Here is a 24,931-nt window from a genome sequence, read left to right as displayed (position 1 = left end):
ACACCTTGCTAATTTGAGGTGTAAACATTGGTCAAAATACATAATCCCCAAGGAATACAGGCAAAGCTATGAACCAACAGTTATCTGTAAGCAAACGTGACGGGCGTAAAGAGCCGCTTGATCTTGATAAGATCCATCGCGTTATTGAATGGGCCGCCGAAGGTTTAAATAACGTTTCGGTTTCACAAGTTGAATTAAAATCACACATTCAATTTTACGATGGTATTCGTACCAAAGATATTCACGAAACCATTATTAAAGCAGCTGCAGATCAGATTTCAAAAGAATCGCCAGATTACCAGTATTTATCAGCGCGTTTAGCTGTATTCCACCTACGTAAAAAAGCCTATGGCCAATTTGAGCCACCACGTTTATTTGATCATGTAACTAAAATGGTTGAAGACAAACGCTATGATGCTCACTTATTAGTAGATTATACAGAGCAAGAGTTAGATGAGCTTGATGCGTACCTTGATCATTCTCGCGATCTTAACTTCAGCTACGCTGCTGTAAAACAGCTTGAAGGTAAGTACCTCGTTCAAAACCGTGTAACAGGTGAAATTTACGAAAGCGCACAGTTTTTATATATTTTAGTAGCGGCAAGTTTATTTGCTGACTACCCACGTGAAACGCGTACTAATTACATTAAACGTTTTTATGATGCGGTATCGTTATTTAAGATTTCATTGCCTACACCAATAATGGCTGGTGTTCGTACCCCTACTCGTCAATTTAGCTCATGTGTATTAATTGAATGTGGCGACAGCCTCGATTCAATCAATGCAACATCATCAGCTATTGTTAAGTACGTTTCACAACGTGCGGGTATTGGTATTAACGCAGGTCGAATTCGTGCGCTAGGTAGCCATATTCGTAATGGCGAAGCGTATCACACTGGTTGTATTCCTTTTTATAAGCACTTTCAAACAGCGGTTAAAAGTTGTTCGCAAGGTGGTGTACGTGGCGGCGCTGCAACATTGTTCTACCCGCTTTGGCACCTAGAAGTAGAAAACCTACTGGTACTTAAAAATAATCGTGGTGTAGAGGACAACCGTGTTCGTCACCTAGATTACGGCGTACAATTTAATAAATTAATGTATTCTCGTTTAATTAAAGACGATTACATTACGTTATTTAGCCCATCAGATGTGCCTGGCCTTTATGATGCATTTTTTGAAGACCAAGCAGAATTTGATGCGCTTTACGTCAAATACGAACAAGACGAGTCTATCCGTAAAAAGCGTATCAAAGCCATTGAGCTTTTCTCTATGTTTGCCCAAGAACGTGCAAGTACTGGTCGTATTTACTTACAAAATGTGGATCACTGTAATACACACAGCCCGTTCATTGCTAAAGTTGCGCCTATTCGCCAATCTAACTTATGTTTAGAAATTGCATTGCCAACTAAGCCACTTAATAACGTAAATGACGAAGAAGGCGAAATTGCCCTTTGTACACTTTCTGCGTTTAACTTAGGTGCAATAGAATCACTTGATGAGCTTGAAGAATTAGCTGAGCTTGCTGTACGTGCACTTGATAACTTACTTGATTTCCAAGACTACCCTGTACCGGCTGCTAAAAATGCAACTATGGGACGCCGTACGTTAGGAATAGGTGTAATTAACTACGCATACTACCTAGCTAAAAACGGTAAACGTTATTCAGATGGCAGCGCGAACGCCCTGACTCACAAAACATTTGAAGCGATTCAATACTACTTGATGAAAGCATCTAACGAGCTTGCTAAAGAGCGTGGTGCATGTCCTAAGTTTAACGAAACAACGTACTATCAAGGCATTATGCCAACTGATACGTACAAACGTGATTTAGATAAGATTTGTGATGAACCACTTCATCTTGATTGGGATACATTACGTGCAAACATTAAAGAGCACGGCATGCGTAACTCAACATTAAGTGCGTTAATGCCATCAGAAACATCGTCGCAAATCTCTAACGCTACAAACGGTATTGAGCCTCCACGTGGTCATATTAGTGTTAAAGCAAGCAAAGATGGTATTTTAAAACAAGTAGTTCCTGAGTATGAACGCTTAAAAAATAACTATGAGTTATTATGGGATATCCCATCAAACGATGGTTACTTACAGCTTGTAGGCATAATGCAAAAATTTGTTGACCAAACAATCTCAGCAAACACAAATTATGATCCAAACAAGTTCGAAGGCGGTAAAGTACCTATGCAAGTCTTATTAAAAGACTTACTGAGCGCATACAAACTGGGCGTTAAAACGTTGTACTATCACAACACCCGTGATGGCGCATCAGATTCACAAGAAGACACTCCAGAAGTGGAAGATGATGATTGTGAAGGCGGCGCGTGTAAAATATAACTGCTGATTTTTATTTTAAGCGGGCATTTAGCCCGCTTTTTCTGATAGTTTTTTTGAGTGATAAACATGTCTTATACTACTTTTAGCCGAAACCATAATAACCAAATGCAAGAGCCAATGTTTTTTGGCCAAACAGTTAACGTATCTCGTTACGACCAACAAAAGTACCCTATCTTTGAAAAGCTAATCGAAAAACAATTGTCTTTCTTTTGGCGTCCTGAGGAAGTGGACGTAAGTAAAGACCGTTTAGACTTTCAGGCATTACCAGATCACGAAAAGCACATATTTTTAAGTAACTTAAAATACCAAACATTACTTGATAGTGTACAAGGGCGTTCACCAAACGTAGCCCTACTGCCTATCGTATCGCTACCAGAACTTGAAACATGGATAGAAACATGGGCGTTTAGTGAAACAATTCACAGCCGCTCATACACACATATTATCCGTAACGTAACACAAGCACCTGAGCTTATTTTTGATGACATTGTTAGCAACGATAAAATTAGCGAACGTGCTGATGCGGTAACAAAATATTACGATGACCTAATTAACTCTGTATCACTTTACAATTTATACGGTGAAGGAAAACACGAAATTAACGGTAAAACCGTTATCGTGAATTTATTTGAGCTTAAAAAGAAACTTTACCTTGCAATGATGTCGGTAAATATTTTAGAGGCGATTCGTTTTTACGTAAGCTTTGCATGTTCGTTTGCGTTTGCTGAGCGTGAACTGATGGAAGGTAACGCTAAAATCATCAAGCTTATTGCGCGCGATGAAGCACTGCATCTTTCGGGTACTCAGCATATTTTAAATATTATGCAAGACGGTAAAGACGACCCAGAAATGGCGATTATTGCCGCTCAGTGCCGAGACGAAGCAATTAAAATGTTTGTTGAAGCCGCAGAGCAAGAAAAAGAATGGGCAGAATACCTGTTTAAAGATGGCTCAATGATTGGTTTAAATAAACATATTTTATGTCAGTACGTTGAATACATCACCAACGCCCGTATGACTGCGATTGGCTTACCTGCACAGTTTGAAAACAACAGTAACCCTATTCCATGGATCAACTCATGGCTCGTGTCTGATAATGTACAAGTCGCACCACAAGAAGCAGAAATAAGCTCATACCTTGTTGGTCAAATAGACTCTCAAGTTGATGCATCAGAATTTGGTGATTTTGATTTATAATGAGTGACAAGTCGACTGCAAGCATAACGCTTGCAGAAAACAGCCAGTGTATAGAATTTAATACTGGCTGCCCTTCTCTTTTACACTGCTTAGAATCCATGAAAATAGACGTCGCATTCCAATGCCGTGAAGGCTACTGTGGAGCTTGCAGAGCTACTTTAGTGTCTGGCAGTGTTGAGTATAACGAAGAGCCACTTGCGTTTGTACGAGAAGGCGAAATATTGTTGTGCTGCTGTAAACCCAATGGCGATATAAGTATTAATTTAAAGTAATCTGCTGACAAATAAAAAGCCAATAATGAAAACATTATTGGCTTTTTGCTTAAGCTGCATTACGGCTAAATTTTGGAGTATTATTTTTCTTTCAAATAAACGGTTTTCTTCTCTAGATATTGCTCTAGACCAAATTTACCATCTTCGCCGCCAAAGCCGCTCTGTTTCCAGCCATTATGAAAACCTTGGTGCTGCTCACCCATACCACGGTTAATATAAACTTCACCCACTTCTAATTCGTTAATGGCTTTATTAATATCGAAAAAGTTTTGCGTAAATATATAAGCGCTTAAGCCATAAATACTGTCGTTACAGTATTCAATCGCTTGCTCCATATCTTTAACTTTAACAATAGGGAGTACTGGGCCAAAAGTTTCTTCGTGCACTGCAATGTTATCTTGCTTAACGTCTACAAGTAACGTGGGTTCGTACCAACAACCGCCTTCAAAACCCTCAACAGAAGCAACTTTACCACCAGTGGCGACAGAAGCGCCTTGTTGAATACTTTGTTGAACTATGTGATCAATGTTGTCTATTTCGCGTTGATTACATTTAGGACCCATTTGCGTATCTGGGTTCATAGGATCTCCAACACGAAGTGCTTTTACAGCTGGTATAAATTTAGCCATAAACGCATCGTACACAGACTCTTGAACATATAAACGCTCAACACAGGTGCATACTTGCCCGCAGTTAGCAAAACGACCCCAAAGCGCACCTTCAACAGCCTCATCAAGGTCGGCATCGGCCATAACAACCATTGGGGCTTTACCGCCAAGTTCAAGCATTACAGGCGTCATGTATTCTGCGCTAGTTTTGTAGATTTGCTTACCTGCAGCAGTAGAGCCTGTCATGGTGATCATTTTAGTAATTGGGCTTTCACACAATGCTTGGCCAACAACAGAACCTGATCCATTAATAACGTTTAGCACGCCAGCAGGAATACCCGCTTCATTTGCTAAACGACCTAGCTCGGTGGTTGCTAAAGGTGTTTCTTGAGTAGGTTTTAATACAATAGAGTTACCTGTGATCAACGCAGGTCCAATTTTACGACCAGCCAATGCCAGCGGAAAATTCCACGCAGTAATACCCACAACTACGCCTCGTGGCACTTTATGAATGTATATTTTTTCATCATCGTTATCTGAAGGTAAAATATCGCCTTCAATAGTAAGTGCATGGTCGCATGCATAGTCAATAAAAGTCGCTGTTACGTCGACTTCCATTTGTGCAACTGATAGTAATTTACCTTGCTCTGCAACAAGCATTGGCGCAAGAATATCTTTATTTTCACGAATTTTATTAGCAAACACACGCAATATATTTTGACGTGTGCGAGCTGTCAATTTAGCCCACTTTCTCTGCCCTACATTCGCTGATTCAAGTGCATACTGCGCATCTTCTATACAGCCTTTTGGTATTTCACCAATTTTTTGACCTGTAGATGGGCTTAATATTTCAATCGTGCCACTTGCTTTAGAAGCAACATATTCGCCATTTATAAAATTCACATTATTATGAAAGTTCATTGAACTATCTCCCCATCCATCCGCCATCAACCAATAAAATAGCGCCGTTTACGTAACTAGCAGCCTCAGAAGCCAAGAACACAGCAGGCCCTTTAAAGTCTTCAGGATTTCCCCATCGACCTTGTGGAATACGCGCTAAGATGGCTGCATTACGCTCTTTGTCATTGCGTAATGCCTCAGTGTTATCGGTATCAATGTAACCTGGCGCAATCGCATTTACATTAATGCCTTTGCCAGCCCATTCATTAGAAAGCGCCATAACCAATTGCCCAATAGCACCTTTACTAGCTGCGTAACCTGGTACTGTAATACCACCTTGAAAAGTGAGCAAAGAAGCCGTGAAAATAACTTTACCCTCGCCATGCTCTATCATTTGTTTGCCTATTTCGCGGCTTAAAATAAATTGAGCATTTAAGTTAACTTCAATCACTTTATCCCATAAATCATCGCCATGCTCAGCCGCAGGAGCACGAAGGATTGTACCTGCATTATTGACTAAAATATCAATTTTTGGAAAATCACTTTTTACATCATTAATAAACGAATAAAGCGCATCACGATCACCAAAATCACATTGGTAGGCTTTAAAATTTCGGCCAAGTGCTTTAACTTCTTTTTCTACTTCAGAGTCTTCAAGCTCTAAGCTTGCAGATACACCAATAATATCAGCGCCAGCCTGTGCTAAACCTAGAGCAATACCTTTACCAATACCGCGCTTACAACCTGTAACAAGGGCTACTTTGCCCTCTAAACTAAATTTTTCTAACATATTATTCATTTTCATACCTTTATAATTTTTATTATTGTGGTTTACATTCAACAAGCGCTTTCATACCTTCTGGATTTCCATCCATACTCGCAAATGCACTACCAATATCAGTTAACGAACTAACCGAACTAATAAAAGGTTTAAGATCTATTTGGCCCGATGAAATTAATTCGATAGCCCAATCAAAGTCGGCCGCTTCGTATACACGTGCACCTAATAACTCCAACTCTTTCCAAAAGAATTGAAATAAATCGATTTCAGGTTTAACACTGTGAATAGCCACCATGACTATACGACCCCGGCGCCCTGCTATTTCAGTCATAGCCTCTATTGCGGGTTTTACGCCTGATACTTCAAATACAACATCAGCACCTTTTGTTTGCGTCCAGCTATCTACATAGGCAGCTAAATCTTCTTCAATGGGATTAACCGATTTAACACCTAGCTCATCGGCAAAAGCACGGCGGCTTTCGTTAGGCTCAGACACGAGTACTTCTGCGCCAACACTTTTAGCAACCGCAGCAACTAATTGCCCAATTGGCCCGCCACCAAGCACAACAACTTTCTCACCCGCTTGTAAGCGCGAGCGTCGTACATCATGGCACGCAACCGATAACGGCTCTATTAATGCGCCTTGTTTTAAATCAACGCCTGCTGGTAATTTATGCAAAGTACGCGCTTTAACTGTCCAGCTTGACTGAAAAGCACCTGGCGTATCTATTCCCATAAACTTTAAGTTTTGACAAATATGCGTATGCCCTGCATTACACGTAGGACAATCGCCACACCAATCTAGTGGACGTACTACCACGTTTTCGCCGACAGCAAAGCCTTCAACGCCTTCACCTATTTCTGCAACAACACCTGATATTTCATGGCCAATTGTTTGCGGAATAGACACTCGTTGATCCATCACACCATGGTATATGTGCATATCAGTACCACAAATCCCAACGTATCCAACACTCAATCTAATCTCACCCGCTTTAGGTTTAATAGATGTGCCTTCAACAATGTTAAATGACTTGTTACCTATATATTGTGCAGCTTGCATATTTTTATACCTTCAAGAATGTTTAATTAAATAGTGACCAAGTAATGCATCATTAAAACAATGACGATACGAGGAATATCAAAGTGAACTATCACACCTTTGATATGGTTTATTGTTAACAATTTACACCTAGGTATGTAATTTGTAAAGCCACTCTTAATATTTAATATAACTTCAGAGCAGTAAAGCGAGTCAGTTAAAAACATTAAGGCTTGGGTAATAAAATTTACTTGTATGTTTTACTTTCAATCTATATTGTTAACAATCAACACAATGTAAGGAGGCACAATAGTGATTAAAAACAAAAAATCAATTTTTAGCTTAGTGATAATTAGCGCTATGAACTTAGCGGGATGCAGCCAAACCACACAAACGCCTAGTAGCCAAACAAGTAACAACGTTGTATTTTCTGATGTCTCTGAACAAGCTGGCTTAATAACACAAAAAAACTGGAAATATGGCGGCCCTACCATTGCCGATATAAACAGTGATGGTCATTATGACCTGCTGCTAACAAATCACGACACCACTCCTATTCGTTTATTTATGGCAAATGGAGATGGCACATACACACTACAAAACGATATTTTTCCACGAGCAGATCTACACGGTATGTCGGCCGGTGATTACGACAACGATGGTGATCTCGATGTACTTATTGCACTAGGTGGTGGAAATGGCACTACACCTCAACCCCAGCGACTACTTAAAAACAATAATGGTAAATTTGAAGATAAAACCGTTGAAGCTGGCTTATCTAAAATGGGGGCTCGCGGGCGTTCTGTGCGCTGGGTTGATATAGATAGCGATGGTGATCTTGATTTTATCCAAGTAAACGCCGAAAAATTAATTCACGAAAACACCCCTCGTAATATCATTTTTGAAAATATCGGCAATGGAAAATTTACTTATCACCCATCAGCTACTTTTGAAAATATAAAAGCCGAGCGTGTATTATTAACCGATTACAATAACGATAACATACTCGATATTTTTGCTTTTGATGGATACAACAATTTAGCTATTTATCAAGGTAATAACGACTTTACCTTCGCCAATACCACTCAAGATCTATTAGGTGCAAATAGTGAAGCCTACAAAGGCACGCTCGCAGTTGCGCAAGCTGATATAGATAACGACGGCGATATGGACTACTACCTTGCTCGCGGAAAGCTAAGCTACACTATCGCTAATAACAGTCTATCGTTTAATAAAAGTAGCAAACGACTAGACCTGCGTGATGAAGGTAATAAAAGTCACGATGGCATAACACTCATTACCGACAACACAAACTCAGGAAGCCTTATACTAAGTGACTTTTATCACTTCCCGCGTGCCAAGCTATTAAGCCATATGGATGTATACATAGGCGAGAAAAAAGAATTAATAAATACACCCAATAAAAACACAACCATTAGCCAGAAAAGAGCGCGCGGGTTTCCAACTAAGCTTGATAAAACTGGCTGGTACATTGGGTATTTAGGGAATAATAGATGGCGAGTAGAATGGGTACTTACCGATAACCTTGCATGGGATGTACGCGCATCATTCAAAAATGTAAAAGGCTATCAAAGCGATTGGCAACCACAAAATCTCGCCCTTCCTGATGTATTACTACGTAACGATAATGGTAAGCTAGTTGATATTTCATCTAAATTACCAGCATTAACAAACAGTAATAACTGGGGAGTTGTACCTGGCGATTTTAATAACGACACAAAAATAGACTTTATGGTCTATCGCTTTGGTGAACTAAAAGAGCGAGTTGCCGATGTTTTACTCATTAACCAAGGTGATTACAACTTTAAAGCAACAATCACTCATAACGCCGATACCGAACGTGGCTTAGACTCACATGGCGATATGGGAGCCGCATTTGACTTCAACCTAGACGGAAAACTCGACCTACTAAGCGGAGATGAAGATAACGGCCAATGGCATTTATATAAAAATACCACAGAGTTAAGTCACGCACACTTCACCCTTATTCGAGTTGGGTACTCAAAAAGTGGGGTTGATCCATATGGTGCAAAAGTACAAATTAAAACAGCAACTGCGAGCCAATATCAAGTTATTGGTTCACAAAGTGCTACCCACTCGCAAAGCTTACTTAATATTGTACATTTTGGATTAGCACAGGCAGATTCAATCTCATCAGTTATTGTTACATGGCGAGATGGCAGCTCTGAGCATTTAAATAAACAACCTACAGATCAATTGATAAGTGTTGGTAACTTAAATAACTAATCCATAGCCGCAACTCTCATGCCCCCTTAATTAAGCGAATAACGACAGGGGGCTTATTATATTTACTTGATAATGTAATTTGGGATTTGTTTTGCCTGTTCAATATTCTGCTTATTTAACTGCTCAAAAAACTTATCTATTTGTGCTTTGTATTCCCATGATTGCTGCAATACATTATTTGTATTGTGCTTATTCCACTCATTCCACAGCTTGGCTAATTTCGCTTGTTCAGCGGGTAATGTATCAACCAAGTTATGTTGCTCATACGGATCCGCTTTCATATCAAAAAAACTACGGCCTACATTCGGTAGTGGTTGGTTCATATATTTATAATCAGCGGTACGTACAGCATAAATATTCGGTGCCTCTTCTAAGCGCCAAAATAACGCCTGATGTGGGCTGCCTTGTTTAGTGCCTTGTAAAAATGGCAGTAAATTAACACCATCTAATTTCTTATTATCAGCACCCGCTAGTGCAACTGAGGTTGCAGCAATATCAAGTGACGATACTAAACCAGTAAACTCTTCGCCTTTAGGAATTACCCCTGGCCAATGAGCGATAAAAGGAACGTGGATCCCGCCTTCTAGTAAAGCCACTTTACCTCTTCTAAAAGGTGAATTGTCAGCCCAATCGCTAGTCGGTTGCCAGCTTTCAGGAAATACTCCGCCATTATCCGATAAAAAGATAATAAGTGTATTATCTAACTGATTTATGTCTTTAAGTGCATCGACTACCATACCTATTCCTTCATCCATAACATCAATCATGGCTGCATAAACACGTCGGTCTTCATCTTCAATATGCTTATATTTTTCAATATATTCAGCGGGTGCTTGTAGTGGCGTGTGAGGTGCGTTGTAAGATAAATACATAAAAAATGGCGATTCTTGCTGTCGGTGAATATACTTCACTGCATCACGACTAAGCGCTGTCGTTAAATATTCATCAAATTCGGTTACTTGAGTGTTACGCATCAGCGGCAGTGAATAACCATCTCCGCCAACCGTCACTTGATCAGGCATATAATTATGCCCGCCATCTAAAAAACCATAGAAATAGTCAAAGCCACGCTTATTAGGCTGAAAATGCGGTGCGCCACCCAAGTGCCACTTACCAAATACCGATGTATGATAGCCAACGTCTTGTAAACGATTAGCAAAGGTATTTTCAGATAGTGGTAGTCCCATATATTTATCTTGTGGCATATAACTTACATTGTTTTCCATACCTAAACGCGCTTGATAACGCCCAGTCAGTAAGCCTACACGTGAAGGACCACAGTAAGGGTGTGTCACATACGCATTTTTAAAGCGGGTGCCATTACTCGCTAATGCATCAATATTAGGTGTTTTAATCTCTTTTGAACCAGTAAACCCTAAGTCACCATACCCTAAATCATCGGCGAGGATCACCACTATATTTGGTTTTTGCTCGCTGGCATTGACATTAAAACTGTTTATACTCATAAACATAGTTATCAGTATCAATAACACGTGTCGTCTCATTATTTAATCCTCTTTTTAATTATTTTTTTGATGTATGCGATAGCTATCCATACGTGTCATTGCATGACCTTCGTATTCACGCTTTAATTGCCATAAAGGTCTTTCTAGTGTTAGTTCCCACTGGAATAGTTTTTTCATCAAGTTCGCTACTTGGTTTGGCTGCGACGATGCCAAATTATGGTTCTCTGATACATCGACAGAAAGATCGTACAATTCAGCGGGCCGGTCAGGAAAACGCAGTAGCTTTAAGTCTTTGTCTCGAATAGCGGCTCGAGATTCCTTTTTCCAGTACAAGGTTTGATGAGGTCGTTGTGTGCTCTTTGATAATAAAAATGGCATCAAATCAACGCCATCGAGCTGCATCTGCTCAGTCACTTTGCCATTAGCAGCATGAATAAAAGTCGGTAATAAATCGAGTGAACTCACCGGATACGTATAGCGCGTATTATTACTTGAAAGCCTTTTTGGCCACTTTAATAACATAGGTACTCGGATCCCGCCTTCAAGATGATTGGCTTTAGTACCACTTAATGGATAATTATTGGCATAATTTTGATCAGTCGGTCCGCCATTATCATTAATAAACACCACTAGAGTGTTATCACTAATTTTAAGTGCGTTAAGCTTATCTAATACGACAGCAATAGCGCGATCCATAGCAAAATTCATCGCAGCTAATATTTTTCTCTTACCTGTTAAATGTGGAAATTGAGCTAAATCAGCATTCGTTGCTTGCATCGGCGCATGCACCGCTGAAAACGATAGTACTGCAAAGAAAGGTTGTTTATTGACGACGGATTGACCAATAAAATGACTGGTTTGAGTCGCCAGTGCATCTGTTAAGTACCCTTCGTGTTCAATATAGTGTTTAAAGTCTCGCTCCATCTTTTGGGAAGGGTAAGCTTGTTGTTCCTCATTACTGTATGCAAAATAACCACGCGCACCTTCACGAAAGCCATAAAAGTTATCAAAGCCACGCTTAGTTGGATGATAATCATCGTGATTACCTTGATGCCATTTACCAAATAATCCCGTGTGATAACCCAGTTCTTTGAGGTGATCGGCCATAGTAACTTGAGTAAGAGGTAAGCCCATTTTGTCGCCAGTGAAGCCTGATTTACTCATATAACCTGGCACATTATTTTCTTCAAAACCGAATCTTTGCTGATATTTCCCCGTATACAAGCCCGCGCGTGAAGGCCCACACACAGCCGCTGTAACATAGGCTTGCTCAAATACAACACTCTGACTTGCCAACTTATCGATTGTTGGCGTTTGCATTACTTCACTGCCCTGAAAACCGAAGTCGTGATAACCCGCATCATCCGCAATAACCAGCAATATATTAGGTTTTTCCTCGCCGTAACATACATTACTCAATACACTAAGCAGCAATAACCAATAGACAGATTTTAAATTAATACGCATATAGTCCCTTTATAACAAACATCTAAATTGATATTTAAATAATGCGTTACTTTAAATTAAGTGTTGGTTTTGCTGCATTCAATATCCTCCATAACGAGTTATAAAATAATCTTTTCATTATTAATCAACAGACTAAAAGAGGGGTAATTTAAATTTACCATACTAAAAAAGTAAATTGTTAACAAAGCTTGACTTGTAACCCCCATCACCACTATTGTTTTGGTTCTTGCCTTATAAAAATAAAAAATAGCTATGTATTACACCGAATTAAACTGGGATATATTTTTACGTACGGTGATCCCATTTGCGGCTGCCAACATTTTCATTATGGTACTCATTTATTTTACGCTTGTGCGCGAACGCATTGGTGATGCCTACCCTTTTTATTGCGCTTTTATAATCTGTTTTATTCTTTTTTTATGCGGCCCAATTATTAATGTAATGCCACTTAATGAAGGGAAAAGATGGTATGATTTTTTTAGAAACATTTTGCTTTTTAGTATTGGCACCCCCTGCTTACTTTATGCACTATTAACACAAGCTAAGTTGCAATTACCAAAACCCTTATTAATAGCACCCGTTATACTAGGGATTGCATGGTCGTGCTTTTTCCTTTGTGCAGCCCCCTTATATTTTTACAGTCCCAATGAGCTACCTTGGTTAGTTAAGTTAGAAAACATAAACGCACAGCATATTTACTCATCCCAATTGCTTTTAATCAGCGTGCAATTATTACTCCCTTGTATTTTACTATTACAAACAAATCTCAAAGCGTATGTTGCAACCCATGTTTATGGCGCGCTTACACTGAGTGTTTTTATGTGCATTGGCAACGCATTTGAGCTGTGGGTGATTTACTATGTTGGTGCAAGCTTAAGTGCACTAATTTGGAGCTGGGCGGTTTATAACGATATTCAATTTACTAATGATAAAATTAAACAACACACAGAACACCAAAATGCACTCGCCATAGCGCAATTTACAGCAGCTAATAATCGCGACTTTAGCCAATATTACCTAGACAAATTGAATAAAGCATATCCACTGAAAGAGCGTGCTGATCTACTTGAGATTATCTGCACTGCTAATCCACATTTAACAGCGACCAAGTTAGACGAACTATTAGTTAAGCTAAAAATTTACTGTGACAATTCGTTAAGCTGTTATCAGATCAGGGCAAAAGAAATCGCATTTATGATATTTGATAGGGTCATTTTTCATTGCGGAAATAGTAAAGCATTACTTGGTGAACTGGAGAATATCGGTAATCACCTTGATGATGCTAACACTATCATCAATATTGATAGTGCCCTGCATCAAGTGATCACAGTATTACACCACGCAATTAATCAGTTAAATAGTAACACCCCTGACATGCAGCTGGTTGATAAAGTAAAAGCGTATATTATTGAGCAATACCACCATGATATATCCATTGTAGATATTGTCAGTGCTGTGGGTGCGAGCCGTTCTCACACAATGAAAATTTTTAAACAATTAACGGCAACAACGATTAATCAATATCTAGCTGATGTGAGGATAAACCAAGCTAAATTACTCTTGTTAACTAAAACAGTCACCGAAACAGCCTATGCGGTAGGATTTAATAACTCAGCGTACTTTTCAACAGTATTTAAAAAACACACCGAGTTATCACCAAAAGAATACCAACAACAATGCCAATTAAAATCATCAATGAGGGCTGCTAAATGAGTTTATTTAATTTTCACATCACCATAACGCTGCTGATACAACGATTTATGAACTTGTTTAGCCGCTTCAACTAACTCTGGATAGGGAATGTCTGTTGTTGTTACAAATCCAACATTATAATTTTCGCCATCATACGCCCGACCGGTAATTGGCGAATCAATATATTGGAACCAGTGAGCACCAATTAAATACGGATTATCAATAACCGTTTTCATATAGGTTTTGTACATATCAGCACGATCGCGTTGATTAGCAGCATGGATAATGCCTGGATTCGGTTGACCAGTATCACCTGAACCAATGTGAAATTCCCCAATAATCGTAGGCATATCTAGTTCTTTCAACATATCCCATGTCATCGGGTCTAGTCCTTCACGATAATAATTATAACTGATCACATCGGCATACTTCTTAGCAGACCAGCGAGCTTCTGGCGATGTCCCCCAAGAAGTAAACCTCGCGCCCATATATAAATGGTCAGGCAATACTGATTTTAAAGAATGATTTACAACCTTAAAATATTCATCGGAGAAACGTATTAACAACCACGACAAATCGGCAATCATAGCGTTATTAAAATTACTGTCTTTTTTATAGTTAACGCCAGTATTATCAAATACCTTCCATGACTTAATATTTCTATTCCATACCTTATTTAGCTGGCTAATGGTTTTATACTTTTGTTTTAACATATCACTGAACACTGATTTGGTCGGGCTATTCCCAGTCGTTTTAGATAGTGCATCAAGTACAATGCCATAACGTAAGGTTGTTGAGCCCTCTCCTCCCCAGCTCATTTCGTTATCAATAAACACCCCAATACACCAAGGGTTATTTTGTACTTCTTGAGCAATAACTTGAGTGGTTATGTTAGCTCTTTTAACAAATTCAGGATCGAAAGGGTCAGGCATGGCTCCCCAATAATCAAAACCAGAACTCAACCTTTTAAAGTCGCCGATGATCCACCCATTCGCAAAATAGGGAACTTGTTGATTATTATAAAAACTAGCATCGGTCCAATTCCCAAATGAAGTAAAGCCCCAATCTTGCATTCTTTTTAAGGTTACTTCGCGCCATTTATCAATATAAGAATCTGGGTATTGCTGAGCATAACGACGTTCTAAATTTGCTTGGTAAAAGCTAAAAACTTCCCCATGTTGGATTGGTCCAAGATGAGATGAGCGCTTGTAACTATAGTGATTTGCCAACTTATCATTATACTGTGGTAGCCAATTAAACATGGCTCTTCGGTCTGGATAAGCGATGTAGGCTGATTTTTGATATTTAGCTAAATTACTATTTAAGCCCTTTGAATCTTCTGGCGTTACATCATCAGGGTCACGCGCTCTGACCGCATCATCGCGATAATCTACACCTGTAAATGTTGTTGTGTTAGCCATTCGCGCGTTGGCAATACCTGAGGAAAAAAACAAATAACCTTCGGGGTCAACTAACGCCCATTTGCCATTTACTTTTTCCGTACGAAAAAAACCTGTTGCCTTTAACTTAGGCCCTTGCTTCCAACCGCCAAACTTACTTCTATCCGCCCGCGGGGTTACTTTCGACAAATCATTTAACTCTTTATTTGCGATTGCTCTTAATTGTTGTTCAGAACTGACCTTTAACGGGTAGTTGACCTGTGTAGATTGACCAAATTTATCGACGATGTTTGTTAAAAAATCTGGTTTTGCATCGGGTATCGTTTCGAATCGTAAATTATCGACGGTTACAGCCGTTGGATTTATTTGAGTTTCTGTATAGATAGCGATACTTTCAACTTGGCTAAAATCTACATTGAGTTTAGCGCCTCTCAAGATCATTTTTCGTGCGGCTGTTTTAAAGCTACCAGGAGTGTCTCTGAGTCCTGTATCAACATTTAAAGTCTGGGAGTTGAGCTCAAAATATAATGTAGCGTGCTCGTTAGTTGTTAGCCCAATTGTGCGTCTTTGGACTTGTTTATCTTTACCTGTGATATTCACACTGAGCATCACTGGAAAGTCGCTTACGTTTGAAACATCGAAAAATAAAGCGCTATTGCCCAAAACACTCAGATCCCATAACTTATTCGGTTTGAGTGTGATCCCAGAGAATTTATGCTTAGTGGAAAACGAAAGCTCTAATGCTTTATTTTTATTTTTAATTACTTGTGTCGTTTTTATATTTTTATTTGTTAGTTTATAACTGTTACTAGCGTGCTCAAAATCGTCAATTAAAATAGTCTTGTTATCGTGTTGCAAGTCAAATTCCCTTGCAACACCTTCACCGCTTAAAACTAACGTTGAGTATACAAAGATAGATAAGCATCTAATTATTTTATTCATTTTATTACCTTATACTTTAACGAGTAATAGGTAATGTTATGAAAACGCACTCTGACACATATTTTTATTCATTTAACTGGTTATGAGTCATTAGTTGAATTATTTGCTGTTGATTCAATGCCGCTTCTACTACATAAAGCTCATCGAGTCCGCCTTTAAAGAACATTTGCTTCTCATGTGTCGCACCCTCTATGTAACCAATATTTTTGCCTATCGTCAGTGGCCGAGAGGCTGGGTGCTGTAAATTTGTTGCGACTTTAGCGATTGACTTTTTCTGCGTTTTTTCAAGCTTACCATCAACATATAGCAAAACATGTGTCGCTAAGTTACTCTTTAGTCCACCGTATAAAACCACTGCAATATGGTGCCACTCATCATCTCGCAAGTCGGTATTACCCACAATTTGAGCATTATAGGTCCCTATTCTGATCCTACCTAAAGGCCCGTCAATTAACTCTGGATTAGGGGAAATTTGCCACGCTGAATAATCTTGCTGTAATCCCCAGCTCACAATGCCGTATGCATTTTCAGGTAAAAAATCACTAGGTACTTTGAGCCAAAAGGCGACCGTTCTGGGGTTATCACTGCCAACACCAGGGTACTGTGTTTCTAACCAATTATTTTCACCATTAAAGCTAATTGCCTTATCATATACACCCGCTACCTCTGTTAACGGTTCATCAATAGGTGATTTATCTTTGGCTACATACTGCTGCCCATCAATACCACGGCCGATGGAGAGATAATTATGTTGCTGCTTATCATCAAATGACCAATGTAATAAGTGAGGCTCCTCTATTGAGTCTCCAGGTAATACACGCATAAAATCAGAAGGTACGCTAACAAAGCTGGTAATTTGGTGATTTAAATCAAACGCTAATGCCTGATCTTTTTTCACATGTTGATAAGACTGCGTTTTATTGCCACGCGCTTTTATTTCACCATCGAGCACATGTACTTGAGATTCACCGCTATTAGACACTTCGACGCCAAATTCTGTGCCTAAATCTATTATCTCTGAACTTGGGGTATCAACTCTAAAGCCAATTGCATTTTGTGGTACTCGGGCCACTAACTTACCATGATGAAGCGTTACTTTATCTCTGGATTGCAAGTTCACTTTAACCGGCGCTTCTAAAACGAGTACCACGCCATTTTCGAGTAAAATTTCACTGTAACCATGCTCAAGAATAATATCTCCTTGACCTAATTGACTGCCAACAGAAAAATTAGCGTTGTGCGAAGCAGTCATTTTTGTGACTTCAGCAAACTTATTTGTGTAGTCCAAGTGCTCTGCCAAAAATATAACGCTGACAAAAAGCATAATACTTGCAGCAAGCGCATACGGGCTTGAAAACCAGCTCATTGTACTTTTCGGCCGAATCGTTTTTTGTTGCTCGCTTAGTTTTGCCATTACACTGCGGGTAAAATTGTCTGGTCGCGTATCCGATTGATGATGTGCTTTTAATAAACGTTCACTCGTCACATATTTACTCACTTGTGCAAGTAAATTAACATCATGCTGACAGGCTTCAAGCAATTCGTCGGCAACATCTTCGCCAGCCAAATACGCGGCTAATAGCTGTTGTTGGTGCTTCGTCATTTGTTCAGTCATGCTCATCGTTGCTGCTGCTGTATTCTTTTATCAATACATGTTTTCAATGATTGACGAATTCTAAATAAGCGCATAGTCATAGTAGAATGTTTATCTTCATATTTTCGACATAGCTCAGCCAATGAAACACCTAATGTGTAATGTTCAGTTAATAAATTGCGCATTTTCTCGGTTAATTTTTCAAGGCAAATAGTTAAATTATCAAACATATCAAGCTCGGCCCCTTCATGGATATTTTCATCAATGTGTTGATTTATTAAGTGCTCTAACTCATCAGCGCTGCCTAATGCCACGGCTCGGTGTTTACGTTGATGGTTTTTTAATAAATAAGCAGCAATCCCCCTCAACCAAGCTAAAAAGGAACTTTCACTGTTAAACTCAGCGATTTTTTTAAAAGCAATAATAAAGGTCTCTTGTGCTAAATCTTCTGCTTCGTGAGGGGTATTTAGTCGAATAACTAAAAAGGCCCTCACAGCAGACTGATAACGCTCAACTAACAGAGAATATGCAGCAACATTGCCTTGTAATATATCGTCAATTATAAAACCATCACTTTTACCATCTAACGATATTATATTTTCTTTCAAATCAAAGTCCTAATTGAAATAACTGACGTAAGATGGTGCGTCAATTTGCAATTGACTTTGAGTCGTAAATAACTTCCCAGATGCTAAATCACGCTTAATAATCACAACATTATTACTATATTGATTAGCCACTAATAGCTGCTTTTGTGATTTTGAAAAATTAAAATCACGAGGATGTAAACCGCCACTTGAGACTTTATTAATTAATTGTAGTCGGGTTTCTGCCATTAATTGATAACCATAAATTGCATTCTCACCGCGCACAGCAACATAAACATGACGACCATCCTCAGAAATACGAATTGCCGATGCAAGGTTTTGTTGATCGCCAACTTTTGCGGGCATTATATTTGTTTTTGAAACGTGTAATAACGCACCATTTTGTAATATTTTGAAGATACTAATACTGTTACTCAATTCATTTAAGCTAAACACTAACTTTTTAGCCGGATGAAAAGCAAGATGGCGAGGCCCATCCCCCGGCGTTAATTCAATGCGGTGTACTGGCGTAAAATCACTTTTTAAGCTATCAAAAACAATAATCTCGTCTGTACCTAAATCCGTCAAATACAGATAGCGACTTTGCTTATCCCACCCCGAAAAATGTAAATGAGCACTTCGTTGTCTGGGCGTAATACTACTTCCTGTATTAGTAAATTGACCCCGTGATACTAATAATCCTGCCTTATTAATATTAAACAGTTCACTATTACCTGTCGTGTAATTTACAACAGCTAACTGCTGGCGATCATCCGAAATATTAATATGACATAGCCCTTTTCCTTCAATCGGGTACGTTTTAAGCTTTGTAAACGCGTTACTTTTCCAGTCATACACGTTAATAACAGATTTTTTATCAAGCCCTCTGCCAATGCTATACAATTTGTTTATTGTCGGTTGCCAATTTAGATAGCTTGGATCGGTTGTCGATACAACGACGCGTTCGTTAATTAATAGATCATCACTTTCGTTATAAGAAACTAAATAAACGCCCTGATCAGGCTCATTTGTGTAGCTGCCGACTAAAAAATAATTAAGTCGAGATTGTTCATCGCTGATACTTTGACAACCACCAAGGCAAAAAATAAAGGATATAAAAACAAACAGCTGAGCGCACTTTTCAAGTCGTATATGTAATCCTGTTAGCCATAAACTCATTTATTCAATTCCCTTTACTTAATTTGAATTTCAAACAGTGCTGCAGGCACATTTTTAGATGGATGAGCGAATTCTAGAATCAATTGTTGCGTTGTTATAGGCTCTACTAAATCGATTTTATTAATACTTTGATAATTACCCGTAACGTGTGCAATTACCTCACCAGAATCTGTTTTAATTGTATAGGTTTGCACACAATAAGGTACCTGGTCTTCGTTATGCTCCATTAATACGGTTTCTAACGCATGGTCAAAGTCACTATCAAAATAAAGAACTATTTGCCTCATCGTTACTTTTTCTGGCCATGCTAACCTTAGGGTTGGCGATGGATCTGCTAAGTCAGCAACCCATGCATTCGTTTGTAGCCAAGGCCTCACAAAGCCGTTAATTATCTGCGTCGCTTGGTGATTATGAATGGCGGGAGATATACCGATTGCCAAATTTTGACCGTTTGGCCGCCGCGCTGGTGTCCAAAATTCAAACTCTTCAAGACCACTATTTTCAGGCACTGTTTGTTTGCCTTTATTTGATACCGCTTTATGAACTTTATTGAACACAACCATAGTGCCCGTAATGAGCTGCTCTGTGGTAGCAAGCTCTATATCACTGTTTTGTAAAAAACAAATGAACCCGTACTGCATCTCTAAGCTGCAATCGCTAAAATCAAATTCGAGTGTACTTTCGCCCGCCGTGACAGACAAACTGATAGTTTTATTTATAACATCTGGCGTATAGTTTTCATGCTTGATACTAGTGCGTAATTGGCACGTTAACTCTGTCTCTTTATGAGCAAAAACCGTTATGCTAATTGTTGGTCCTTGGCCTTTTGCAAAAGCAACCAACTGTGCACACGATGAATCTAATTGCATTCTACTGCCGCTAGGTTGAAAACCATTGAACACTAATTCACTCGATGCAGTAATAGAGGCTTGGGCTGCTAAATTATTGTGCTTATCTAAACGGATCCCAGGGATACTTTGGCCATTTAGATTCAGGTTTTGCTGTAACTGTGCTATGTGTTCTGGCTGTAATAGCTCTTTGTGTGTGATATTGAGTTTATTACACATAGCAGCAGCTGCCCCCACCGCTTGTCCGCCGTGTGCGCAGGTGATCATAACTCGTGTTGAACCAAACGCCATATGTGTTGCGCTGATTATTCGTCCTGCATAATATAAATTTTCTATATCACGGCTAACAAAGCAGCGGTACGGTATTTGGTAAACCCCTTTTGAATGATATTGAGAGCAAGGAGGTCGTTCGCTGTATATGCCTTCAGCGGGGTGAATATCAATCGCCCATCCACCAAAAGATACAGCATCATTGAACTGGGTTTGCTCAATAATATCTTGCTGTTTTATCATATATTCCCCTTCAAAGCGCCTGCTTTCGCGTTTGCCAGGAATTGTGCCTACCCATTCTAAAGTTAGATTTTCGACATCATCAAACCTGCCGCTATTTTTTATGTAGTCCCAAATTCCGTAAACGAGTTTCCAAAGCTCCCATTTAATATCCTCCGTTTCATAAATAGTATCGCGTATTCCGCCAAATTCTATCCACCAAAACTTACAGCCAGAGTCACTTCCGGCAATATCTTTACAGCGAGGTATCGCCTCTATTTGTTCATACGAGTAAGCAAAATCAGGGGCTTTGTAACTAATAGGCTGATCCATTTTTTTACTGTAGAAAAATAATGTATGGCCAAGTAACTCCATGTTCTCTTCATCAGATGCTAACAGCTCACCAAACTCTGCTTTTGATTCAGCACCAATTCTGAACCCCGCTCCAGCATTAAACGCAACAAGGCCATCACCGGTCGCATCACAAAATAACGGCGCACTAATAATGTAATGAGTAGAATTTTGACTGCAAAATGCCTCTACACTGGCAATCTTAGTGCTGTGCTGTTTATTTACATCAAACACAGAGGTATTTAACAACAAGGTAATATTTTTTTCGGCAATTACTTTGTCGAGCAAAATGGTATCGAAAATTAATGGGTTACCATGTCTGTTTAACTTAAGATTATCCAGCATGATCTCATCAATAACCCCACCCTCACGTGACCAGCGATTATTGTTGCCCATATGCGATGTTGCCCCCAACGCCCATAATCTTACTTCACTTGACGCATTACCACCGAGTACGGGACGATCTTGAATTAACACAACCTTGCTACCCGCTCGCGCCGCACTGATTGCTGCACATGTACCTGCTAAGCCACCACCGGCAACCACAAACTGAGTATTTAATTGTTGTTTCTTATTTTCGCGTGCAGCTTCATTAAAGTTTTGCTTAATCATAACTCTTGATCTCTTTTTCTTGTTTTTGATATGAGCGTTTATTTTTTAATTCTGGGCTTAATGACTGCGCAAAATAAACACTAGGCTGGTGAGGTACATCCGTGACTTTTAATTCTTTTTCAAGCTCATTTACCATTAAACTACAATCAAATCTGGCTAAAAAACTGTGTTTATTGCGCGCTTGTTTGTCTGAAAAGTGGCACAAGCCCCACTCAATCCCGTTTGCTTTGCTTGCACAGTCAAATGCATTGGCAACATAAGGACCTGCTGCAATTGGCATGAGGGAGGTCACTGCGGCAATCGAAAAGTTCACCCCATCAGGTGAATATTGAATGGTGTTACTTTCATTGCCATTTCTGATAGTAAAAGCAGCTATTCCTGATTTAAACGGAAAATAAGTAGTTTCGTGGCCTGAGTTTAAAATAGGGTTCAGAGGGTGTTTTTCAAAAGGCCCAAAAGGATTATTCGCGGTTGCCAAGCCATTACCCACTAAGTAATCGGGTCTATCTCCGTAGGCGGCTTTATAGTATAAATGTATTTTTCCGTTATAAATTAATAAATAAGGGTCATGAATCGAGAATTGATCCCAACTTCCCGGCTCACCATTTTCAATAATAACCTCACCATGTGGCAACCACGGTCCATCTGGCGTATCGGCAACTGATAGTGTTACCGGACAATGATCACCTTTCTTACCGCTAGCTTCATTAAAGGCTTGATAATAAAGATAATATTTATTATCATAAATCAAGATATCTGGTGTACTAACCGAGCGCCAACCTAACTGCGGGTGCTTGGGCCTGGTGACGGCGATACCTTGTTCAACCCAGTCAAATCCATTAATACTAATGGCATAGCCAATTTCGGATAAATCCCAATCAGTGGAGGGAGTCAACTCGTTACAGTGCTGCGCCCCTTTTGGTGGGAATTGAGTGCACCGTTTTGTGTACCAAACATAATAAAGACCATCAACTTTTATAATTTTAGATGGGTCGCGTCTTGAAATAGTCCCATCATTATTATGATAGCTAAACCCAGTGAGCTCAGTGTACTTAAAACTAGTAAATAAAGGATTGTCTTCCGGACGAGGGGTTAAATAGTTGTCATACAACCTCGACATTGCAGCACTCAATTCTCGTGCTGGTTTTTTAGCTGGAATATCCCATGGGTAACTTTGCTGCTTTAATTTGTTATTGCTATTGCTCATTGATAAGTCCCTTTACTGCCTTACTTCTAAACTTAAAAACTAAAACACCCCCTAATATAAAAATGCCACTGCTTATTACTGTTATTTCGATTTTTCCGGTGGTTGCAATTGCGGCCAACGAAAGCATAATCGCGCCAGTAGAGAGAATACCAAACCCTAAAACTCGAATACCATGATTGTTATCCGCACTTTTCCCTGGTGTTATTAATTCGGCCGTCGGTTTAATTTGGCTTAATTCGACTAAGTAGTTTTCATAACACGCAGGTGTTTTTCTGTGTGCTCTTAAGTACAACTCAAATACAGTTAGCATCAATACAGGAAATAACACCCCCATCATCATCTCCTGCGCTCTATCTAAGCTAAAATCAAATAACCAAGGACTCACAAACTTAAAAAAAGCATTCACCAGTAAACTAAAAATAGTGGTTATTAAAATCGTTTTCCCAGTTTGATAACGAGAAAAAAGCAACCAAATGGGTGGTAAAAACAACGGTCCACCAGTGAGCGCAGCCATGGTCATTACCACTTCAACTACACCACCAAGTAAGGGAATTAGTAACGCAACAATAATCGTAATTAGACCGAGTACGTCAGTTGCAATTCGACCGACCTTAACTAGCGTAGCTTGGGAAGCATCTGGTTTTATATTTTTATATATGTCATTACTGATAACACCTGCGGCGATGTTTAAAGACGTGTTAATTGAGCTTGATGTCGCAAATACCATTCCTGCTAGCATTAATCCAAGCATCCCTACTGGCAATACTTCTTTGCACATTTGCAAATAAGCTCCTTCACTTTCCAACCCAACTAGACTGGGGTTCATCGTTCGGTAAATCATCGGGGCTAACATCCAAACTACTGGGCAAATAAGATAAAGAATCGCAAATAGTCCCCCAACCTTTTTTGCATCCTTTGGTGTTTTCACACTGGTGAAGCGTTGAATATAAGACCAGTTACCAGCAATAAAAAATAAGTTATAGAGCCCAAAGGCAAAGATAAACTCCCATGAATACTCATCATTTACTAAGTTAAAAAAATCATCAGGTGCTTTGTCGATAAAGTTCTCAATGCCGCCAATCGCCTCAAATGATAGCGGTACCACAATTAATACTGCTGCAGTGAGCACCACAAATTGCAAAATGTCGGTAATTATCACCGCCCATAAACCGCCAACAGCGGTATAGGCTAAGATCAATAGTCCTAAAATAATGACGGTATATTCAAGAGATAAACCCGTAGCGACTTCAACTATTTTTGCCACTGGATATAAAAAAGCACCAGTCGAAAAGCTCGCAATTAAGAGAAAAATATAGGTATAAGTTCTTTGTACATTTAAGCCAAGGCGCTGCTTAATAAATTCGGCTGCGGTTAATACACCGGTTTTCTGCCATTTAGGCGCAATAAATAAAGCAATCAACACCCCTGCTAAACACATTGTCCATTGAATAGTAATCGCCACCCAGCCATGCTTATATGCAATAGCTCCCCATACAACAAATGTACCTGCCGAGAAGAAACTCATAAACAGTGACAACCCGCTCATCCACCAAGGTAGCGCACCTCCCGCAGAGAAAAAGCTTTTCATATTCTTTCCAGCAGCAGAAAAACTTAAACCACACCCAATGATCAATAAAGAAAATATAACGACTACACTTATATCAATAATATGCATAGC

Annotated in this window: 17 protein-coding genes; 5 read left to right on the top strand and 12 right to left on the bottom strand. The window is 39.3% G+C overall.

Going from position 1 to position 24,931, the window contains the following annotated elements:
* The first annotated feature begins 68 nt into the window (after positions 1 to 68).
* The 3 genes from nrdA to yfaE all read left to right on the top strand — a co-directional run bounded on the left by nrdA (position 69) and on the right by yfaE (position 3,820).
* Positions 69 to 2,351: a class 1a ribonucleoside-diphosphate reductase subunit alpha gene (gene nrdA / locus AOR04_RS08440; RefSeq protein ID WP_096793038.1), complete on the top strand. Its 2,283-nt coding sequence runs from the start codon at positions 69 to 71 to the stop codon at positions 2,349 to 2,351.
* Between the two features lie 66 nt (positions 2,352 to 2,417).
* Positions 2,418 to 3,548: a class Ia ribonucleoside-diphosphate reductase subunit beta gene (nrdB, locus tag AOR04_RS08435; protein WP_096793037.1), complete on the top strand. Its 1,131-nt coding sequence runs from the start codon at positions 2,418 to 2,420 to the stop codon at positions 3,546 to 3,548.
* Positions 3,548 to 3,820, top strand: coding sequence for a class I ribonucleotide reductase maintenance protein YfaE (gene yfaE / locus AOR04_RS08430; protein WP_008139206.1), 273 nt, complete (start codon positions 3,548 to 3,550; stop codon positions 3,818 to 3,820). The genes nrdB and yfaE overlap by 1 nt, the downstream gene beginning before the upstream one ends.
* A gap of 80 nt (positions 3,821 to 3,900) precedes the next feature.
* Here the strand turns inward: yfaE and aldA are convergent, their stop codons facing one another.
* From aldA to AOR04_RS08415, 3 genes are read right to left on the bottom strand one after another with little or no spacing between them, the layout of a single operon-like run.
* Complete coding sequence (aldA, locus tag AOR04_RS08425) at positions 3,901 to 5,349, bottom strand: aldehyde dehydrogenase (RefSeq protein WP_096793036.1); 1,449 nt, start codon at positions 5,347 to 5,349, stop codon at positions 3,901 to 3,903.
* A 4-nt stretch (positions 5,350 to 5,353) separates the two neighbouring features.
* The gene (locus AOR04_RS08420) at positions 5,354 to 6,118 is read right to left on the bottom strand and encodes a 2,5-didehydro-3-deoxy-L-galactonate 5-reductase (RefSeq protein ID WP_096794108.1); all 765 of its coding nucleotides are present in this window, start codon (positions 6,116 to 6,118) and stop codon (positions 5,354 to 5,356) included.
* Between the two features lie 31 nt (positions 6,119 to 6,149).
* Complete coding sequence (locus tag AOR04_RS08415) at positions 6,150 to 7,172, bottom strand: zinc-dependent alcohol dehydrogenase (protein ID WP_096793035.1); 1,023 nt, start codon at positions 7,170 to 7,172, stop codon at positions 6,150 to 6,152.
* A 291-nt stretch (positions 7,173 to 7,463) separates the two neighbouring features.
* Here AOR04_RS08415 and AOR04_RS08410 point away from each other — a divergent pair, with 291 nt between their 5' ends.
* Complete coding sequence (locus tag AOR04_RS08410) at positions 7,464 to 9,419, top strand: CRTAC1 family protein (protein WP_096793034.1); 1,956 nt, start codon at positions 7,464 to 7,466, stop codon at positions 9,417 to 9,419.
* 62 nt (positions 9,420 to 9,481) lie between these two features.
* Here AOR04_RS08410 and AOR04_RS08405 read toward each other — a convergent pair whose 3' ends face one another.
* Together AOR04_RS08405 and AOR04_RS08400 are read right to left on the bottom strand one after the other, a co-directional pair.
* Positions 9,482 to 10,924, bottom strand: a complete 1,443-nt coding sequence (locus AOR04_RS08405; protein WP_442960150.1) for a sulfatase family protein — start codon at positions 10,922 to 10,924, stop codon at positions 9,482 to 9,484.
* Between the two features lie 15 nt (positions 10,925 to 10,939).
* A complete protein-coding gene (locus AOR04_RS08400; RefSeq protein WP_096793032.1) occupies positions 10,940 to 12,352 on the bottom strand; it encodes a sulfatase-like hydrolase/transferase in 1,413 nt (470 codons plus the stop codon).
* 252 nt (positions 12,353 to 12,604) lie between these two features.
* Here AOR04_RS08400 and AOR04_RS08395 point away from each other — a divergent pair, with 252 nt between their 5' ends.
* Entirely contained in the window at positions 12,605 to 14,065 is a 1,461-nt protein-coding gene (locus AOR04_RS08395) for a helix-turn-helix transcriptional regulator (protein ID WP_096793031.1), read from the top strand.
* Between the two features lie 2 nt (positions 14,066 to 14,067).
* On the opposite strand, the gene AOR04_RS08390 is transcribed toward AOR04_RS08395, so the two are convergent.
* The 7 genes from AOR04_RS08390 to AOR04_RS08360 all read right to left on the bottom strand — a co-directional run bounded on the left by AOR04_RS08390 (position 14,068) and on the right by AOR04_RS08360 (position 24,928).
* On the bottom strand, positions 14,068 to 16,386 hold the full coding sequence (locus tag AOR04_RS08390; protein ID WP_096793030.1) for a beta-galactosidase: 2,319 nt from the start codon (positions 16,384 to 16,386) through the stop codon (positions 14,068 to 14,070).
* Positions 16,387 to 16,450: 64 nt separating this feature from the next.
* Positions 16,451 to 18,001: a LamG-like jellyroll fold domain-containing protein gene (locus AOR04_RS08385; RefSeq protein WP_232525524.1), complete on the bottom strand. Its 1,551-nt coding sequence runs from the start codon at positions 17,999 to 18,001 to the stop codon at positions 16,451 to 16,453.
* Positions 18,002 to 18,003: 2 nt separating this feature from the next.
* A complete protein-coding gene (locus AOR04_RS08380) occupies positions 18,004 to 18,588 on the bottom strand; it encodes an RNA polymerase sigma factor (RefSeq protein WP_096793029.1) in 585 nt (194 codons plus the stop codon).
* A gap of 9 nt (positions 18,589 to 18,597) precedes the next feature.
* Positions 18,598 to 19,746, bottom strand: a complete 1,149-nt coding sequence (locus AOR04_RS08375; RefSeq protein WP_096793028.1) for a lactonase family protein — start codon at positions 19,744 to 19,746, stop codon at positions 18,598 to 18,600.
* 14 nt (positions 19,747 to 19,760) lie between these two features.
* Positions 19,761 to 22,046 carry an FAD-dependent oxidoreductase gene (locus AOR04_RS08370; RefSeq protein WP_096793027.1) on the bottom strand — a complete coding sequence of 762 codons (2,286 nt, stop codon included), beginning with the start codon at positions 22,044 to 22,046 and terminating at the stop codon, positions 19,761 to 19,763.
* Positions 22,039 to 23,253, bottom strand: a complete 1,215-nt coding sequence (locus tag AOR04_RS08365; RefSeq protein ID WP_096793026.1) for a glycoside hydrolase family 117 protein — start codon at positions 23,251 to 23,253, stop codon at positions 22,039 to 22,041. The genes AOR04_RS08370 and AOR04_RS08365 overlap by 8 nt, the downstream gene beginning before the upstream one ends.
* On the bottom strand, positions 23,243 to 24,928 hold the full coding sequence (locus tag AOR04_RS08360) for a sodium:solute symporter family protein (protein ID WP_096793025.1): 1,686 nt from the start codon (positions 24,926 to 24,928) through the stop codon (positions 23,243 to 23,245). Before AOR04_RS08360 ends, AOR04_RS08365 begins: the two co-directional genes overlap by 11 nt.
* Positions 24,929 to 24,931: the final 3 nt, after the last annotated feature.

This window comes from Pseudoalteromonas sp. 1_2015MBL_MicDiv (genome assembly GCF_002407505.1).
Taxonomy (GTDB): Bacteria; Pseudomonadota; Gammaproteobacteria; order Enterobacterales; family Alteromonadaceae; genus Pseudoalteromonas; species Pseudoalteromonas fuliginea.
This window is presented reverse-complemented; position numbering and strand designations above follow the sequence as displayed.

What these genes read in the sequence shown, in the direction of transcription:
- nrdA (WP_096793038.1), top strand. Translation starts at nt 69, where the DNA reads ATGAACCAACAGTTATCTGTAAGCAAACGTGACGGGCGTAAAGAGCCG.
- nrdB (WP_096793037.1), top strand. Translation starts at nt 2,418, where the DNA reads ATGTCTTATACTACTTTTAGCCGAAACCATAATAACCAAATGCAAGAG.
- yfaE (WP_008139206.1), top strand. Translation starts at nt 3,548, where the DNA reads ATGAGTGACAAGTCGACTGCAAGCATAACGCTTGCAGAAAACAGCCAG.
- aldA (WP_096793036.1), bottom strand. Translation starts at nt 5,349, where the DNA reads ATGAACTTTCATAATAATGTGAATTTTATAAATGGCGAATATGTTGCT.
- AOR04_RS08420 (WP_096794108.1), bottom strand. Translation starts at nt 6,118, where the DNA reads ATGTTAGAAAAATTTAGTTTAGAGGGCAAAGTAGCCCTTGTTACAGGT.
- AOR04_RS08415 (WP_096793035.1), bottom strand. Translation starts at nt 7,172, where the DNA reads ATGCAAGCTGCACAATATATAGGTAACAAGTCATTTAACATTGTTGAA.
- AOR04_RS08405 (WP_442960150.1), bottom strand. Translation starts at nt 10,924, where the DNA reads ATGAGACGACACGTGTTATTGATACTGATAACTATGTTTATGAGTATA.
- AOR04_RS08400 (WP_096793032.1), bottom strand. Translation starts at nt 12,352, where the DNA reads ATGCGTATTAATTTAAAATCTGTCTATTGGTTATTGCTGCTTAGTGTA.
- AOR04_RS08395 (WP_096793031.1), top strand. Translation starts at nt 12,605, where the DNA reads ATGTATTACACCGAATTAAACTGGGATATATTTTTACGTACGGTGATC.
- AOR04_RS08390 (WP_096793030.1), bottom strand. Translation starts at nt 16,386, where the DNA reads ATGAATAAAATAATTAGATGCTTATCTATCTTTGTATACTCAACGTTA.
- AOR04_RS08385 (WP_232525524.1), bottom strand. Translation starts at nt 18,001, where the DNA reads ATGACTGAACAAATGACGAAGCACCAACAACAGCTATTAGCCGCGTAT.
- AOR04_RS08375 (WP_096793028.1), bottom strand. Translation starts at nt 19,746, where the DNA reads ATGAGTTTATGGCTAACAGGATTACATATACGACTTGAAAAGTGCGCT.
- AOR04_RS08370 (WP_096793027.1), bottom strand. Translation starts at nt 22,046, where the DNA reads ATGATTAAGCAAAACTTTAATGAAGCTGCACGCGAAAATAAGAAACAA.
- AOR04_RS08365 (WP_096793026.1), bottom strand. Translation starts at nt 23,253, where the DNA reads ATGAGCAATAGCAATAACAAATTAAAGCAGCAAAGTTACCCATGGGAT.
- AOR04_RS08360 (WP_096793025.1), bottom strand. Translation starts at nt 24,928, where the DNA reads ATGCATATTATTGATATAAGTGTAGTCGTTATATTTTCTTTATTGATC.